At 46.1% G+C, this 16,497-nt stretch carries 1 protein-coding gene; it reads left to right on the plus strand.

What is annotated here, in order from left to right:
• Positions 1–22 precede the first annotated feature (22 nt).
• Entirely contained in the window at positions 23–16,492 is a 16,470-nt protein-coding gene (locus MHH79_RS09290) for an amino acid adenylation domain-containing protein (protein WP_340035154.1), read from the plus strand.
• The last annotated feature ends 5 nt before the right edge of the window (positions 16,493–16,497 follow it).

Below are 16,497 nucleotides of genomic sequence, written 5' to 3' on the forward strand. Positions count from 1 at the left end.
GGTGGAAGAACATCTTAAAGGCATGAAGCGGCAGTTGAAAAGCCCGCTTTCAGAAGGGCAAAAAGGGCTGTGGATGCTTCAAAAAATGTCTCCTGGGATGAGTGCATATAATATTCCTTTATGCTTTCGCTTCAGCAAACCAATACATGCAGAGACGTTCAAAAAAGCCCTTCTGTTTGTACAGAGACAATATCCGGTCTTAGCCAGTGTGATTCAAGAAGAGAGTGGCATTCCATTTCAATCGGTTCAGTTATCAAAGGATCTTTGTTTTGTGGAAGAGGATATATCAGCAATAAAATCAGCAGATATTTTGCCTTTTCTAAAAGAAAAAGCAAAAGAACCTTTCCAGTTGGAAGCTGGTCCGTTATGGCGCACACATCTTTTTCAACGGTTAGAAGAAGAATGCATTGTTCTTATAACAATTCACCATATCATATTTGATGGTGTGTCGATGCTGACATTGATATCGACGCTATTCGAAGCGTATCAACAATTGCTGAATGGAATTGAGCCCTTGCAGCAGCCATTAACAGCTGATTATTACGATTTTGTCGATTGGGAAAAACGGATGCTGACTGGCAGAGAAGGGGAAGAGCATCTCGCTTACTGGAAAGAACAGTTGTCTGGGAGTCTGCCAGTTCTTGATTTGCCTGTTGACCGTCCGCGGTCTTCAGCACGAAAATTCAAGGGGCAAGCTTATAAAAGCTTGCTCCCCCATCACCTGAGAAATCAAATTAAATCGTTTGCCCGCACCAATCATGTGAATGAATCGGTTGTGTTTCTCTCCATTTACAAAGTACTGCTGCACCATTATACAAAACAAAAGGATATCATTGTCGGCGTTCCGACAATGGGTCGGCAAGAAGACAGATTTGAAACCCTAATCGGTTATTTTATCAATATGATGGCTGTTCGGAGCAAGAATATCGGAGCTCAGCCATTAACAGCATTTATTCGGGAACTGCAGCTGACAATGGCTGACGGTCTGGATCATGCGGCGTTTCCGTTCCCTGCATTGGTAAGAGAGCTGAATGTAGACCGCTCGGCCACGGATTCTCCGGTTTTTCAAACAGCCTTTCTGTACCAAAACTTTTTTCAGGCAACAGGCTTGCAAAAAGTGCTCGAACCGTATCAAACGCTTGGCATCGAATATATTGAAGACATTCGGCAAGAGGGTGAATTTGAGCTGGCACTCGAAATATATGAGCAACAAAATGAAACAGTGCTTCATCTTCTGTACAACCCTGATTTGTATGAACTGTCCTCCATTGAAAGCATGATGGAGAACTATATGAAGCTCGCGCAGCACATGATGGAGGACCCGTCTTTGCCGCTTGAAGCTTACTCTTTGCAATTAAATCAAGAACAAACTAGTTTGCTGGAACAATGGAATGCGACAGGGACAAACATCGCAAATGACAAGTGTATACATGAGGTGTTTGAGGAAAAAGCGAAACAAACCCCCAATGCTGTTGCTGTGATGTTTGAAGACAGATCACTTACATATAAAGAAGTAGATGAAAAAAGCACATCTGTGGCAGTCTACCTTCAACATCAGGGTGTTGGACCTGAACAGCCCGTTGGCATTTGTGCAGAGCGTTCGTTTGATATGATCATCGGAATTTTAGGAATACTGAAAGCTGGCGGAGCGTATATGCCGTTAGATCCAAGTTTTCCGCAAGAACGATTAGAGTACATGCTCAAAGACAGTCAGGCATCCATTGTCCTCACCCAACCTAACGTTCATGAGAGGATCAGCGGATTAACTGGCAGCCATGTAAAAGCGATCAATATCGAGTTAGCTTGCCGAAACGGTTATACAGACCAGCAAAGCAGCGGTTTAAAGCGGGAAGTAAAACCGGAACACCTCGCTTATATTATTTATACATCGGGAAGCACCGGAGAGCCTAAAGGGGTTATGGTAGAGCATCGGAGCATTATGAATACCCTGAATTTTCTTGAATCTCACTATCCTGTAACGGCTGAGGATGCATATTTATTGAAGACGAACTATGTGTTTGATGTATCGATCTCAGAATTATTCGGATGGTTTATTGGAGACGGCCGTCTAGTGATTCTTCCGCCTAATGGGGAGAAATCACCGCAGCTTTGCATGGATTATATTGAAACATATAAAGTGACTCACATTAATTTTGTGCCGGCCATGCTGCATGTTTTTTTAGAAATGGCGAAAGACAACAAGCGATTCACAGAGGACGGACCGCTGAAGTATATGATGGTTGCAGGTGAAGCCTTCCCTAAAGAATTAGTGAAAAAGGCGGTATCACTCTTTACAAACTGCCGTGTTGAAAATATATACGGACCGACGGAAGCCTCCATTTACGCTGCGTATTTCGGATGCGGAAAAGGAGATATCGCAAGTCACCATACACCGATTGGAAAGCCTGTCTCCAACACGAAAATTTATATTGTGGACCAGCATTTGAAGCCTGTCCCGATCGGAAAGCCTGGTGAGCTTTGCATCGCTGGAGCCGGTTTGGCAAGAGGCTACTTTAAAAAGCCGGAGCTTACGGCTGAAAAATTTATTGATAATCCCTTTGAACCAGGGACGAAGCTATATAAATCGGGTGATTCAGCAAGGTGGCTTCCTGACGGCAACATAGAATACTTGGGACGAATTGACAGCCAAGTCAAAATACGCGGTTTTCGCGTCGAGCTGGGCGCAATAGAAACAAAGCTGAGTGAATTTCCGGGCATTTTAGATCAGGCGGTAGTGGTGAAGCAGCTGGAGGGCCATCAACAGCTCGCTGCTTATTATACAGAGGAAAGCGGACATGCCTCTGCCAATCCAAAAGATTTGCGCCTTCATCTAAAATCGAGTCTGCCGGAATATATGATACCTTCACACTTTATCCGCTTAGATGAGCTTCCATTATCGCCCAGCGGAAAAGTGAACCGTAAAGAATTAGAAAAACGCAAGATCGTGTTCAACAGAAGGAAACCAAATCACTTGCAATTAACGGAAATAGAGGATCAGGTGCTGCGCATTTGGGAGGAAACGCTCAAGGTCAGCGGATTTGGGCCGGAAGACGGATTTTTCGATGCGGGCGGCGATTCGCTTCTGGCTGTAGCTGTGGCTGAACGAATCAAAAAAGAATTCGATTGTGAGTTTCATGTTACTGAGCTGTTTGAGTATTCCACGATCCGTGCAATCAGTGAATACATTTTGGAGATGAAAAACTCAGATCTAGCCGGGACACAAAATGAAGATCATCAGGATGTCAAAAAAGATAGAAAACACCTAGAACAGACGATTCCTCCTTATTTTGACGACAGTGTTGCGATTGTGGGGATATCTTGCCAGTTCCCGGGTGCGCAAAATCATCATGACTTCTGGAACAACATCAAAGAAGGCAAAGAAAGCATACGATTCTTTTCTGAAGAAGAGCTTCGCGCAAATGGAGTTCCCGAAGAATTGATACAGCATCCTGACTATGTGCCGGTGCAATCAGTGATCGAAGGGAAAGACTTATTCGATCCCAGTTTCTTTCAAATTTCGCCAAAAGATGCTGAGTATATGGACCCTCAGCTCCGCCTCTTATTGCTGCACTCCTGGAAAGCGATTGAAGATGCAGGATATGTGGCTAAGGAGATTCCGGCAACAAGTGTATATATGTCTGCAAGCAGCAATTCATATAGAACGTTATTGCCGAAGGAGACAACAGAAGAACATGAATCACCGGATGGCTATGTCTCATGGGTTTTAGCCCAAAGCGGAACCATTCCGACCATGATCTCACATAAGCTCGGATTAAAAGGGCCAAGCTATTTTGTTCATTCTAACTGCTCTTCATCACTAGTCGGTTTATATCAAGCATACAAAAGCCTGACATCGGGCGAATCACAATATGCGCTTGTCGGAGGCGCAACATTGCACGCACAATCAGCGATCGGCTACGTGCACCAAAACGGGTTGAATTTTTCAAGCGACGGGCATGTGAAGGCGTTCGATGCTTCGGCGGACGGAATGGCCGGAGGTGAAGGCGTAGCAGTCATCCTGCTGAAAAAAGCTGTGGATGCCGTAAAAGACGGTGACCATATTTATGCCATTATGCGCGGAATAGGCATCAATAATGATGGGGCAGAGAAGGCCGGCTTCTATGCGCCAAGTGTAAAAGGCCAAACAGAAGTGATACAGCATGTATTGGATACAACCAAGATCCATCCTGAAACGGTCAGTTATATTGAAGCACACGGGACGGGAACGAAATTAGGCGATCCTATTGAAATGTCTGCTCTAAATAAAGTGTACAAGCAATACACCGACAAAACACAATTTTGCGGAATCGGTTCAGTGAAAACGAATATTGGCCATTTGGATACAGCTGCGGGGTTAGCCGGATGCATTAAAGTTGCGATGAGTTTATACCATAATGAACTTGCACCGACTATCAACTGTACGGAGCCGAATCCGGATATAAAGTTTGAAAGCTCTCCTTTTTATGTTGTCCGTGAACGAAAATCGTTAGAGAAACACTCAGGTATCCATCGGGCGGCTCTGAGCTCATTCGGCCTTGGCGGAACTAACGCCCATGCTATATTTGAGCAATATGAAAACATTTCTGATGCAGATACCGAAAACGAAGGCAATCAGCCTTACATCATTCCTATATCAGCTAAAAATAGTGAACGGCTCCAAGTATACGCGAAGGAAATGCTGTCCTATATCAATCAAGACGAGCAAAGGTATTTCTCTTTAAGAGATATTGCATATACCTTCCAAGTCGGCCGTGAAGCAATGGATAACAGGATCGTTTTTATAGTGAACGATCTGGAAGAATGGAAACATCAGCTGGAAGCTTTTGTGACTGGAAAGCCGCTCACAGAAGGCTGTATTCAAGGAGAAAAAACGAGAATGACATCCGCTGAACAGCTGCTTGGAAATGCTGAAGCAGATGATATGGCTTCATCACGGATATCAAAAGAAGAATTGAGAAAGCTTGCCGAGATGTGGGCAAATGGCTTTCACGTTGAATGGCGCAGGCTCCATCCAAATACAAAGCCACGCCGCATCAGCTTGCCGACATACCCTTTTGCCGAAGAACGATACTGGCCTGAAAGCAGCATCGGCGCTATCACAACAATTGAACCATCTCGTTTGCATCCTTTGGTGCACCATAATACATCGGTTCTGTCAGAGCAGCGTTTCAGCTCCATTTTCACAGGACAAGAGTATTTTATTGCCGAGCATATCATTAAAGGCATGGCGATATTGCCGGCGGCGGTCACGCTTGAAATGGCAAGAGCCGCTATAGAACAAGGAATTGGCGGATTGGAAGATCATGAAACTGGAATCAGGCTGAAAAATGTCGTGTGGGTTCGCCCGGTTGTAGCAGAAAGTGAGCCGGTTCAGGTAAATATCGGACTTTACGATGAAGATGGCGGACACATTGCTTATCGGATGTATGGTAATCCGGAATCCGCTGATGCAGAACCAGTTGTATATAACCAAGGTATAGCGGAATTGATTCAGTTAAAGCATGAAAAAGCACTGGATCTTTCTAAGATCAAGAAACAATGTGATCAAAGCAGACTGGATGCTGCCTCGTTTTATGAAGGGATGATCGGCGCCGATTACGGTCCAGGTTACAAGAGTGTAGAGGCCGTATATAAAGGCGACGGCCAGCTGCTTGCCAAATTATCACTGCCGGAATCTGTTTCACATACGTTGGACGATTATGTTCTTCATCCAAGTGTAATGGACGGGGCGTTACAGGCGGCTGAATATTTGCAAAATGTCGTCAGAGCGGAACTTTCAGACACTGAAGATTTTAAGGCAGCACTGCCATTTGCCCTGGAGGAACTTGAGGTCTTTCGTCAGTGCGTTTCTGATATGTGGGTTTATGTTCAATTCAACTCGAAAAACAAACCAGGGGATTTGATACAGAAAGTCGATATTCACCTATGCGATGAGCATGGCATGATCTGCGTGCGGCTGAAAGGATTTTCGACGAGAGTGATGGAGGCAGATGTACAAACCGAACCATCAAAAGTCAACGCTGAAACTTTATTGCTTCAGCCCGTTTGGCAAGAACAAAAGGCTGCTGCCGGCTTAGCTGCAAAAAAATATGCAGAGCATCTCGTATTCCTATGTGAATATGATCATGAGACGAGAGAACAAATTGAAGCAGCCATCGAGGGAGTCCGTGTATACAGCCTGGAAGCAAGGCCTTCTTCAGTAGATGGGCGTTTCCATTCTTATACAGAACAAGTGTTTAAAAAGGTACAAGAGATCATTCGTACGAAACCGAAAGACGGCATTCTCGTTCAGATCGTAACCTCTGCAGAGGGAGAACAGCAATTGTTTTCAGGGTTGACAGGACTGCTGAAAACAGCTTGTCAGGAAAATGCCAAACTAACCGGCCAAATGATTGAAGTCAGCAGTGAAGAAAGTGGAGAAAGCATCGCTGGCAAACTGTTAGAAAATCAAATGAGCGGCGATTCATATGTCAAATATCAAAACGGGACACGGTATATTGCTGATTGGCGTGAAATCAAACAGGCAAAAGGCGTCGGCAGCAAACCGTGGAAAGACAATGGCGTTTATCTCATTACAGGAGGTGCCGGCGGACTAGGTCATATTTTTGCAAAGGAAATTGCGGAACAAACGAAAAATGCGACAGTCATTCTGGCAGGCCGCTCACCTCTTAGCGAAAGCAAAAGCAAAAAGCTGGAAGAGCTTCATAGCAAGGGGGCTGACATCACCTACCGGCAAACAGATGTTACCAATAAAATTGAAGTCTATCAGCTTATTGACGACATTCAAAAAAGATATGGCCGTCTGAACGGTATTCTTCATAGTGCCGGAATCATCAAGGACAGCTACCTGGTTAATAAACAGGCAAAAGATCTGCACGATGTACTGGCGCCTAAAGTAAAAGGGCTTGTTTATCTAGACGAAGCGAGCAAGGATTTGCCTTTAGACTTCTTTATTCTCTTTTCATCTCTTTCAGGAAGTTTAGGGAGCATTGGCCAGTCTGACTATGCGGCAGCCAATGTATTTATGGATATGTATGCAGGCTATCGAAATAGGCTTGCCGGCCTCAGCCAGCGGCATGGGAAGACGCTTTCTGTAAACTGGCCTTTATGGAGAGATGGAGGCATGCAGGTCGATCAAGAAATTGAGAAAAGGCTTGTGCAACTGGCCGGTATTGTTCCTATGAGGGCGGAAAAAGGAATTCAGGCATTATATCAAGCACTTCATTCAGAGGCAAACCAAGTAATGGTGATCGAAGGCGATGTGCAGAAAATAAAACAAAACATGCTGGCAAAAAACGCCTCAGCACCTATGGAAAAGAAGGAAGCAGAACACATGACTGAACAAATAAATAGCATTGATACAGACAGTTTGCTGGTTAAAGTAAAGGCGATGTTAAAGCGAGAGATCGCCAAGCAGTTAAAGGTCAAGCTTGAAACGATTGATGATCATGCCGAGATGACGGTGTATGGTTTTGATTCTATCTCCATGACTGAATTCACCAACCATATCAATCGCGCCTATCAGTTAGAGCTGACGCCAACCGTATTTTTTGACCACCCGACGATTCATGCGTTTGGCAAGCATTTGTCAGAAGAATATCAATCGGTATTTGCGAAGACATTTGCTGTGCGCGCTGCATCGGCTCAGCTTCAGCCTGCTGCGAAACAGGAACAAGCCGTGCGTGCCAAAGCTAAAAGACGCAGAAAGCAGCAAGTCGTGCTGCCAAACGCCATACAGAGTGATGCTGGGCCTGAGCCAATTGCCATTGTGGGCATAAGCGGGATTTTTCCTATGGCGAAAGATGTTGAGGCGTACTGGAACATCTTAAAAGAAGGCAAAGACTGCATGACGGAAATCCCGAAAGATCGCTGGGATTGGCGTGAATATGAAGGTGATCCGGCGAAGGAAGTCAATAAAACGAACGTGAAATGGGGCGGTTTTATTGACGGAATTGCAGATTTTGATCCATTATTCTTTGGCATTTCCCCGCGTGAAGCTGAACAAATGGAACCTCAGCAGCGCTTACTGCTGACTTACGCCTGGAAAGCGATCGAAGATGCAGGATATTCGGCGAAAAGGTTGTCAGGCACAAAGACCGGCGTCTTCATCGGAACGGGAAATACAGGATACAGCTCTCTTCTATCTAAAGCGAACTCGGCAATAGAAGGATCAGCGGCAGCCAATACGAGCCCATCGGTCGGTCCGAACCGGGTCAGTTATTTCCTTAATCTGCACGGGCCGAGCGAACCGATTGATACAGCGTGCTCAAGTTCACTAGTGGCGATCCACCATGCCATCTCTTCAATTGAGGAAGGCACTTGTGACATGGCATTAGCCGGCGGTGTAAATACGATTATCCTTCCTGAGGTGTATATCAGCTTTGATAAGGCGGGAGCACTGAGCAAAGAAGGAAAATGCAAGACGTTTTCAAATCAAGCCGATGGTTTTGCGCATGGGGAAGGTGCCGGCATACTGTTCCTGAAAAAATTAAAAGCGGCTGAAGAAGCGGGAGACCACATTTACGGAGTCATAAAAGGCAGTGCAATCAATCACGGCGGCCGTGCAGCCTCTTTAACGACTCCCAATCCGAAGGCGCAGGCAGATGTTATTCAGTCGGCATATCAAAAAGCGGGAATCGATCCGAAAACCGTGACCTACATTGAAGCCCACGGAACCGGGACGGAGCTTGGAGACCCGGTTGAAATTAACGGTTTGAAATCAGCTTTTAAAGCATTGGGTGTAAATGAAGAAGACACATCAGCCAATCCTTACTGCGGATTAGGGTCTGTAAAGACAAACATCGGCCACTTATCGCTGGCAGCCGGTGCAGCAGGAGTTATTAAAATATTATTGCAGCTTAAGCATAAAACCTTAGTGAAAAGTCTGCATTGCGAAAACGTGAATCCATACATTCAGCTGAAAAACAGTCCGTTCTATATCGTACGGGAAACGGAAGAATGGAAAGCGCTGAAAAATGAACGGGGAGAAGAGCTTCCTCGCCGGGCAGGTGTCAGTTCATTTGGAATCGGCGGGGTAAACGCCCACGTGATTATCGAGGAATATATTCCGGAATCATCCGATGAGAATATACCATCCATCACGCCGGAACATCCGGGTATCTTCGTTCTATCGGCTAAAAATGAAGCGCGGCTAAAAGAACATGCACAGCAGCTGGCAGATGCGCTTGATAAGCAAACATATAGTGACGTAAATCTCGCCCGAATCGCTTATACACTGCAAGCCGGACGGGATGCGATGGAAGAACGTCTCGGGATTATTTCCGGTTCCATTGAGGATGTACAGCAAAAGTTAAAAGACTTTGCAGCAGGCAAAAGCGGTGTGGAGGATGTATTTAAAGGCAGGATTGATAAAGGCACACTCCAAATGCTGACAGAGGACGAAGAGATTCAAGAAGCCGTCGAGAAATGGATGGAACGGGGAAAGTATGCAAAATTGCTTGAATTATGGGTAAAGGGGCTTGATGTAGACTGGACGAAATTGTATGGCGAGAATCTGCCAAAGCGCATCAGCTTGCCGACGTATCCTTTCGCAAAAGACCGTTATTGGATCTCTGATCATATTGAAAAAAGCGGCAGCATTGATGCAAATCAAGCAGCCTCCCGCCTTGGCGGAGCCATGCTGCATCCATTAATGCATCAAAACACATCGAATCTCTCGGAACAAAGGTTTAGCTCTATTTATACGGGAGAAGAGTTTTTCCTTGCTGATCATGTTGTGAAAGGCCAACGGATTTTGCCGGGAGTGGCTCATCTTGAATTGGCGCGGGTAGCTGTTGAGCAGGCCGCAGAGGTACAAGGTGTACCGCGCACCATAAAGCTAAAGAATGCGGTGTGGGTGCGGCCTATTGTTGTAGAGGATCAGCCGCAGCAAGTACACATTAGGCTTTTACCGGGAGAAAATGGTGAGATCTCTTATGAAATCTATGGTCATTCAGACGTTACTGGCGAACAGTCAATCGTCTACAGTCAAGGCAGCGCGGTATTGAATCCTGCTGAAAATCTGCCGGCGGTTGATTTGCAATCTCTGCGGGAGCAGTGTCAGGAAAGTCATTTCAGCGTAAACGAAGTATACGACACCTATCGAATGATTGGATTTGAATATGGTCCTGCTTATCGCGGAGTGAAAAAAATCTATACAGCTGAACAATTTGTTTTGGCAAAATTGTCATTGCATCCGTCAGCTGCAGATACGCTCAGCCAATACAACATGCACCCTGGGCTGATGGATTCTGCTTTGCAGGCGTCAAGCATTTTGACAGGCGCCGGGGATAACCAGCTGACACTGCCTTTTGCGGTCCAGGAGCTTGAAGTCTTCGGAGCATGTTCGTCAGAAATGTGGGTATACGCAAGATACAGCCAAGGCAGCAAGGCAACTGATAAGGTGCAAAAGCGCGATATTGATATTTTAGATGAGAGCGGCAATGTTTGCGTACGGATGAAAGGATTATCTTTCAGAGCAGCAGAAGGCGGCTCTGGATCGGCGGAATCTGATCAAACGCTGGAAACCCTGATGTTTGAAGAGAAATGGGTGCCTAAGGATTTTAAAAAAGAAAGTCCTGAGCCTCATTACGAACGGCACATTGTCATGCTTTGCGACATGAATGGCCTCTCAAAAGATCGCATTGAATCAAGAATGACAGGAGCGGAATGCATCGTTTTGGAGTCATTCCGCGAAGGACTTGCAGAGAGGTTCCAAGATTATGCCGAACAAGCGCTTGAGACGATCCAGGGTCTTCTCAAAAGCAGACCTCAGGGCAATGTTCTGATCCAGCTGCTTACCTCTGCACAAAGAAAGCAGTACTCATTCTCAGGGCTATCGGCGCTCCTTAAAACCGCCGGCCTGGAGAATAAAAAACTAATCGGCCAGACGATTGAAATCGATTCACATGAAAATATTGAAAGTGTAATAGAAAAACTGAAAGAGAATAAAAGGCACACAGAAGATCAGCACATCAAATATGAAAAAGGCAAACGGTACATCAATGATCTGGATGAAATGCAAATAGATGATCGGGAAATAAGCATGCCGTGGAGAGATAAAGGTGTATACCTCATCACGGGCGGCGCAGGAGGACTTGGGTTTATTTTTGCAAAAGAGATTGCTCGCCAAGCCGAACAGCCTGTGCTCATTCTGACAGGCAGATCCGCGTTGAATGCGGATCAGCAGGCGGAGCTTAACGAACTTCAGCAATTAGGGGCTCGCGCAGAATACAGGCAGGTTGACGTGACACAAACGGAAGCAGCCTCCGAGCTTATTACAAGCATTACGTCTGATTACGAAGACTTGAATGGTGTCATTCACAGCGCTGGGCTGATTAAAGATAACTATCTTATGAGCAAAACCAATGAAGAGCTGACACAAGTTCTCGCTCCTAAGGTGAAAGGGCTTGTGAATGTGGATGAGGTAACCGAGCATCTTGCGTTAGATTTCTTTATCCTCTTTTCTTCAATATCAAGTGTTGCCGGCAGCGCGGGACAGGCCGATTATGCAATGGCTAATGCATTTATGGACAGTTATGCTGCTTATCGAAATGCGCTTGTAACCGCCATGTACAGGCACGGACAAACGTTGTCAATCAATTGGCCGCTCTGGAAAGAAGGCGGCATGCGCGCGAATAAAGAAATTGAAAACATGACGTTGAAAAACACAGGTGTGACTCCAATGCGGACCGAGACCGGCATTCAAGCGCTGTATAAAGGTTTGGCATTTGGCAAAGATCAAGTCATCGTCATGGAAGGAATCAAAGACATGATGAGGGAAAAGCTGACTCAAAAGCCGTCTTCTGATGATGTACCAATGAAAACAGTTCAAGTACCGGTGACATCTGAAGCGAGAATGGATCAAGGGAATATGTTTGACCACATTCAAGAAGTTTTAAAGCAAACAATCTCTCAATTGCTCAAAATCAAACCTGAAGAGATTGACCCGGACATGGAGTTTAATCAATATGGATTTGATTCGATTACGTTAACTGAATTCGCAAATACACTGAATGAGAAGTACAAGCTGGATCTTACGCCTACGATCTTCTTTGAGCACGCAACTGTTTATGCATTTGCAGGGTATCTGTCAGAAGAATATCCAAATGCTTTTACAGCTCAAACGCCTGCCAAAGCTGGGGTGCTGATGCAGCCTGTCGAAAAGAATATAAAAAATATGACGTTTTCGACTGAAAACCGCTTTGTAAAACCTTCGGTAACACCAATGCAAAAGGAAGCTGATCACAAGCCTGATCCTATTGCGATTGTTGGGATGAGCGGCGTTTTCCCAAAGGCAAAAGACGTTGAGGAATATTGGGAGAACCTGTCATCGGGCACAGATTGTATTACAGAGGTTCCAAAAGACCGCTGGGATTGGCAGGAGTATTACGGAGACCCTCTGAAAGAAGCGAATAAAACAAACGTCAAATGGGGCGGTTTTATTGATGAAGTAGCTGACTTTGATCCATTGTTCTTCGGCATATCTCCGCTGGAGGCTGAGCAGATGGAGCCTCAGCAGCGCCTGTTAATGACCTATGCGTGGAAGGCGGTAGAAGAAGCGGGACACTCAGCGAGAAGCCTGGCAGGAACCAAAACGGGCATCTTCATCGGGACAGGAAACACAGGGTACAGTTCACTTCTGTCAAATGTAGACATCGAAGGCTCAGCGGCTGCGAATATGAGTCCTTCTGCAGGACCGAATAGAGTCAGTTATTTCCTGAACATTCATGGACCGAGTGAACCGATCGACACTGCGTGCTCAAGCTCTTTGGTCGCCATTCATCATGCGGTTTGCGCCATTGAAAATGGAAACTGTGAAATGGCGATTGCGGGAGGGGTCAACACGGTCGTAACTCCGCAAGGCCATATCGCCTATGATAAGGCCGGGGCGCTGAGCAAAGAAGGAAGATGCAAAACATTTTCTGACAAAGCCGATGGATTCGCAGTCAGTGAAGGTGCCGGCATTCTCTTTCTGAAAAAGCTGACAGCGGCTGAACGAGACGGTGATCATATTTACGGTGTCATTAAAGGAAGTGCGGTAAACCACGGTGGCCGCGCAAATTCTCTAACGACTCCTAATCCGAAAGCTCAGGCGGATGTCGTAAAAACAGCATATGAAAAAGCGGGAATTGATCCAAGAACCGTAACTTATATTGAAGCGCATGGGACTGGAACCGAGCTGGGCGATCCAGTAGAAATCAACGGCTTAAAAGCGGCATTTAAAGAGCTGTATGAAAAAACGGGGGACCCGGCTGTTCATGGCAGCCATTGCGGACTTGGGTCAGCGAAAACAAACATCGGTCACTTATCGCTGGCGGCCGGTGTGGCGGGTGTCATTAAAGTGTTATTGCAGCTCAAGCATAAAACGCTTGTCAAAAGTCTGTACAGTGAAACTGTAAATCCATATATCAGACTGGATGACAGCCCGTTTTATATTGTGCAGGAATCGAGAGAATGGCAGGCGCTTCGGGATGAAGCCGGCCGAGAGCTGCCGCGCCGCGCAGGTATCAGTTCGTTCGGGATAGGCGGCGTCAATGCCCACGTGGTCATTGAGGAATACATTCCGAAAGAAACAACCCATCCTGCAACAGCACCAGCTGTGACAGCACAGCACCCGGGCATCTTTATTTTGTCGGCAAAGGATGAAGATCGTCTGAAAGACCAAGCCCGGCAATTAGCAGACTTTATCAGCAAGCGATCTATCACTGCTCGTGACCTCACTGATATTGCTTATACACTCCAAGAGGGGCGTGATGCAATGGAGGAGAGATTAGGGATCATCGCTATCTCGACTGGGGACTTGCTGGAAAAACTGAACCTCTTTATAGAAGGGGGCACCAATGCGAAGTACATGTACAGAGGCAGAGCAGAAAAAGGTATCACACAAACATTGAGATCAAATGACGAAGTACAGAAAACGCTCAACAATAGCTGGGAGCCTCACATATATGAAAGACTGCTTGATTTATGGGTAAAAGGCATGGAAATAGGCTGGAGTAAACTGTATGACGGCAAACAGCCGAAACGCATCAGCCTCCCTACCTATCCATTTGCGAAAGAACGCTACTGGATAACGGATACGAAAGAGGAGGCAGCCGCCCATCAAACAGCTTTAAAAACAGTCGAATCAGCAGCTTTGCATCCATTGATACATGTCAACACATCTGATTTGTCAGAGCAGCGTTTCAGCTCGGCCTTTACAGGTGCTGAGTTCTTTTTCGCCGATCATAAGGTGAAGGGAAAACCGGTTATGCCGGGCGTGGCATATCTTGAGATGGTTCATGCTGCCGTTACAAGAGCAGTGAGAAGAACCGAAGATCAACAATCTGTTATTCACATCAAAAATGTTGTGTGGGTGCAGCCGATTGTGGCGGACGGCCAGCCTGTTCAAGTGGATATCAGTCTAAATCCCCAGCAGGACGGCGAGATTGCTTTTAACGTCTATACAGAGGCTGCACACAATGATCGAAAGATACATTGTCAAGGCAGTGCTTCAATCCGCGGGGCAGGAGACATTCCAGTCCAGGATATCAGCGTGCTTCAAGACCAATGCAGTTTAAGCACACTCTCACACGACCAATGTTATGAATTGTTTAAGGCGATCGGCATTGACTACGGACCTGGTTTTCAAGGGATAGATCGGCTTTACATCGGCCGCAATCAAGCCTTGGCAGAGCTTTCTCTGCCTGCTGGTGTAACTCACACACTGAATGAATTCGTTCTTCATCCAAGTATGGCCGATTCTGCTTTACAAGCGTCGATCGGGCTAAAGCTGAATTCCGGTGACGAGCAGCTTTCTCTGCCTTTTGCGCTGCAAGAGCTAGAAATATTCAGCCCGTGTACAAATAAAATGTGGGTGTCTGTGACATCTCGTCCTAATGAGGACAAAATACAGAGACTGGATATTGATTTGTGTGATGAACAAGGCCGAGTGTGTGTAAGAATCAAGGGGATTACCTCAAGGCTGCTGGAAGAAGGCATACAACCGCCAGACGGGCCGACATCACTAGGAAACTCCAAAGCAACTCTTAATGGAGCGCTTCTTATGGCGCCGATATGGGATCGAGTGCAGCTGGAGAAGAGGATCATTTCGCCTGCTGATGAGCGTGTTGTCATCCTCGGAGGGGATGACAACAGCAGAAAAGCTGTTCAAAGGCAGATCCCATTTGCCAAGGAGCTGTACATTGAGCCGAACGCATCAATTCATAGAATTGCAGGACAGCTTGAAGCACTCGGATCGTTTGACCACATCGTGTGGATGTCTCCTTCTCATGTGACAGAGTGCGAAGTCGGCGATGAAATGATTGAAGCCCAAGATCAAGGCGTCATTCAAATGTATAGGCTCATTAAGGCAATGCTTTCTTTAGGCTATGGACAGAAGGAGATAAGCTGGACGGTCGTGACGGTGAACACACAATATGTTGATCAGCATGATATTGTCGACCCGGTCGATGCCGGGGTGCACGGCCTGATCGGTTCAATGTCAAAAGAATATCCAAATTGGCAGACAAAGCTGATCGATGTTAAAAAATACGAAGACCTGCCGTTATCTCAACTCCTTTCCTTGCCTGCCGATCAAGAAGGGAATACGTGGGCCTATCGAGACAAGGTCTGGCATAAGCTTCGTTTGATTCCAGTACACAACAATCAACCGGTGCACACGAAGTATAAGCACGGAGGTGTTTATGTTGTCATAGGCGGAGCTGGCGGTATTGGTGAGGCGTGGAGTGAATATATGATCAGAACATATCAGGCGCAGATCGTTTGGATTGGCAGAAGGAAAAAGGATGCAGCCATTCAAAGCAAGCTGGACAGACTTGCACGTCTAGGGCCAGCCCCGTATTACATTCAAGCAGATGCGGCTAACCGAGAGGAATTAGAACGCGCGTATGAAACAATGAAACAAACGCATCGAGAAATCAACGGTGTCATTCATTCTGCGATTGTCTTACAAGACCGAAGCCTGATGAATATGAGTGAGGAATGTTTCAGAAACGTTCTTGCTGCAAAAGTTGATGTAAGCGTGCGAATGGCCCAAGTTTTCCGGCATGAACCACTGGATTTTGTTTTGTTTTTCTCTTCCGTACAATCGTTTGCAAGAGCTTCCGGACAAAGCAATTACGCTGCGGGCTGCAGTTTTAAGGATGCTTTTGCACAGCGGCTGTCTCACGTATGGCCTTGTACAGTGGCCGTGATGAATTGGAGTTATTGGGGAAGCATTGGTGTTGTTTCATCACCGGATTACCAGAAGAGAATGGCTCAGGCAGGCATAGGCTCAATTGAAGCCCCTGAAGCAATGGAAGCTTTGGAATTGCTGCTCGGGGGACCGCTGAAGCAGCTAGTAATGATGAAAATGGCAAACGAAACGAATGATGAAGCGGAACAGACAGAAGAAACGATTGAAGTGTACCCGGAAACTCACGGCTCCGCCATTCAAAAGCTGCGAAGCTATCACCCGGGTGACAGCACAAAGATTCAACAACTGTTATAGGAGGG

Source organism: Bacillus sp. FSL K6-0993 (assembly GCF_037977205.1).
Taxonomy (GTDB): Bacteria; Bacillota; Bacilli; order Bacillales; family Bacillaceae; genus Bacillus; species Bacillus subtilis.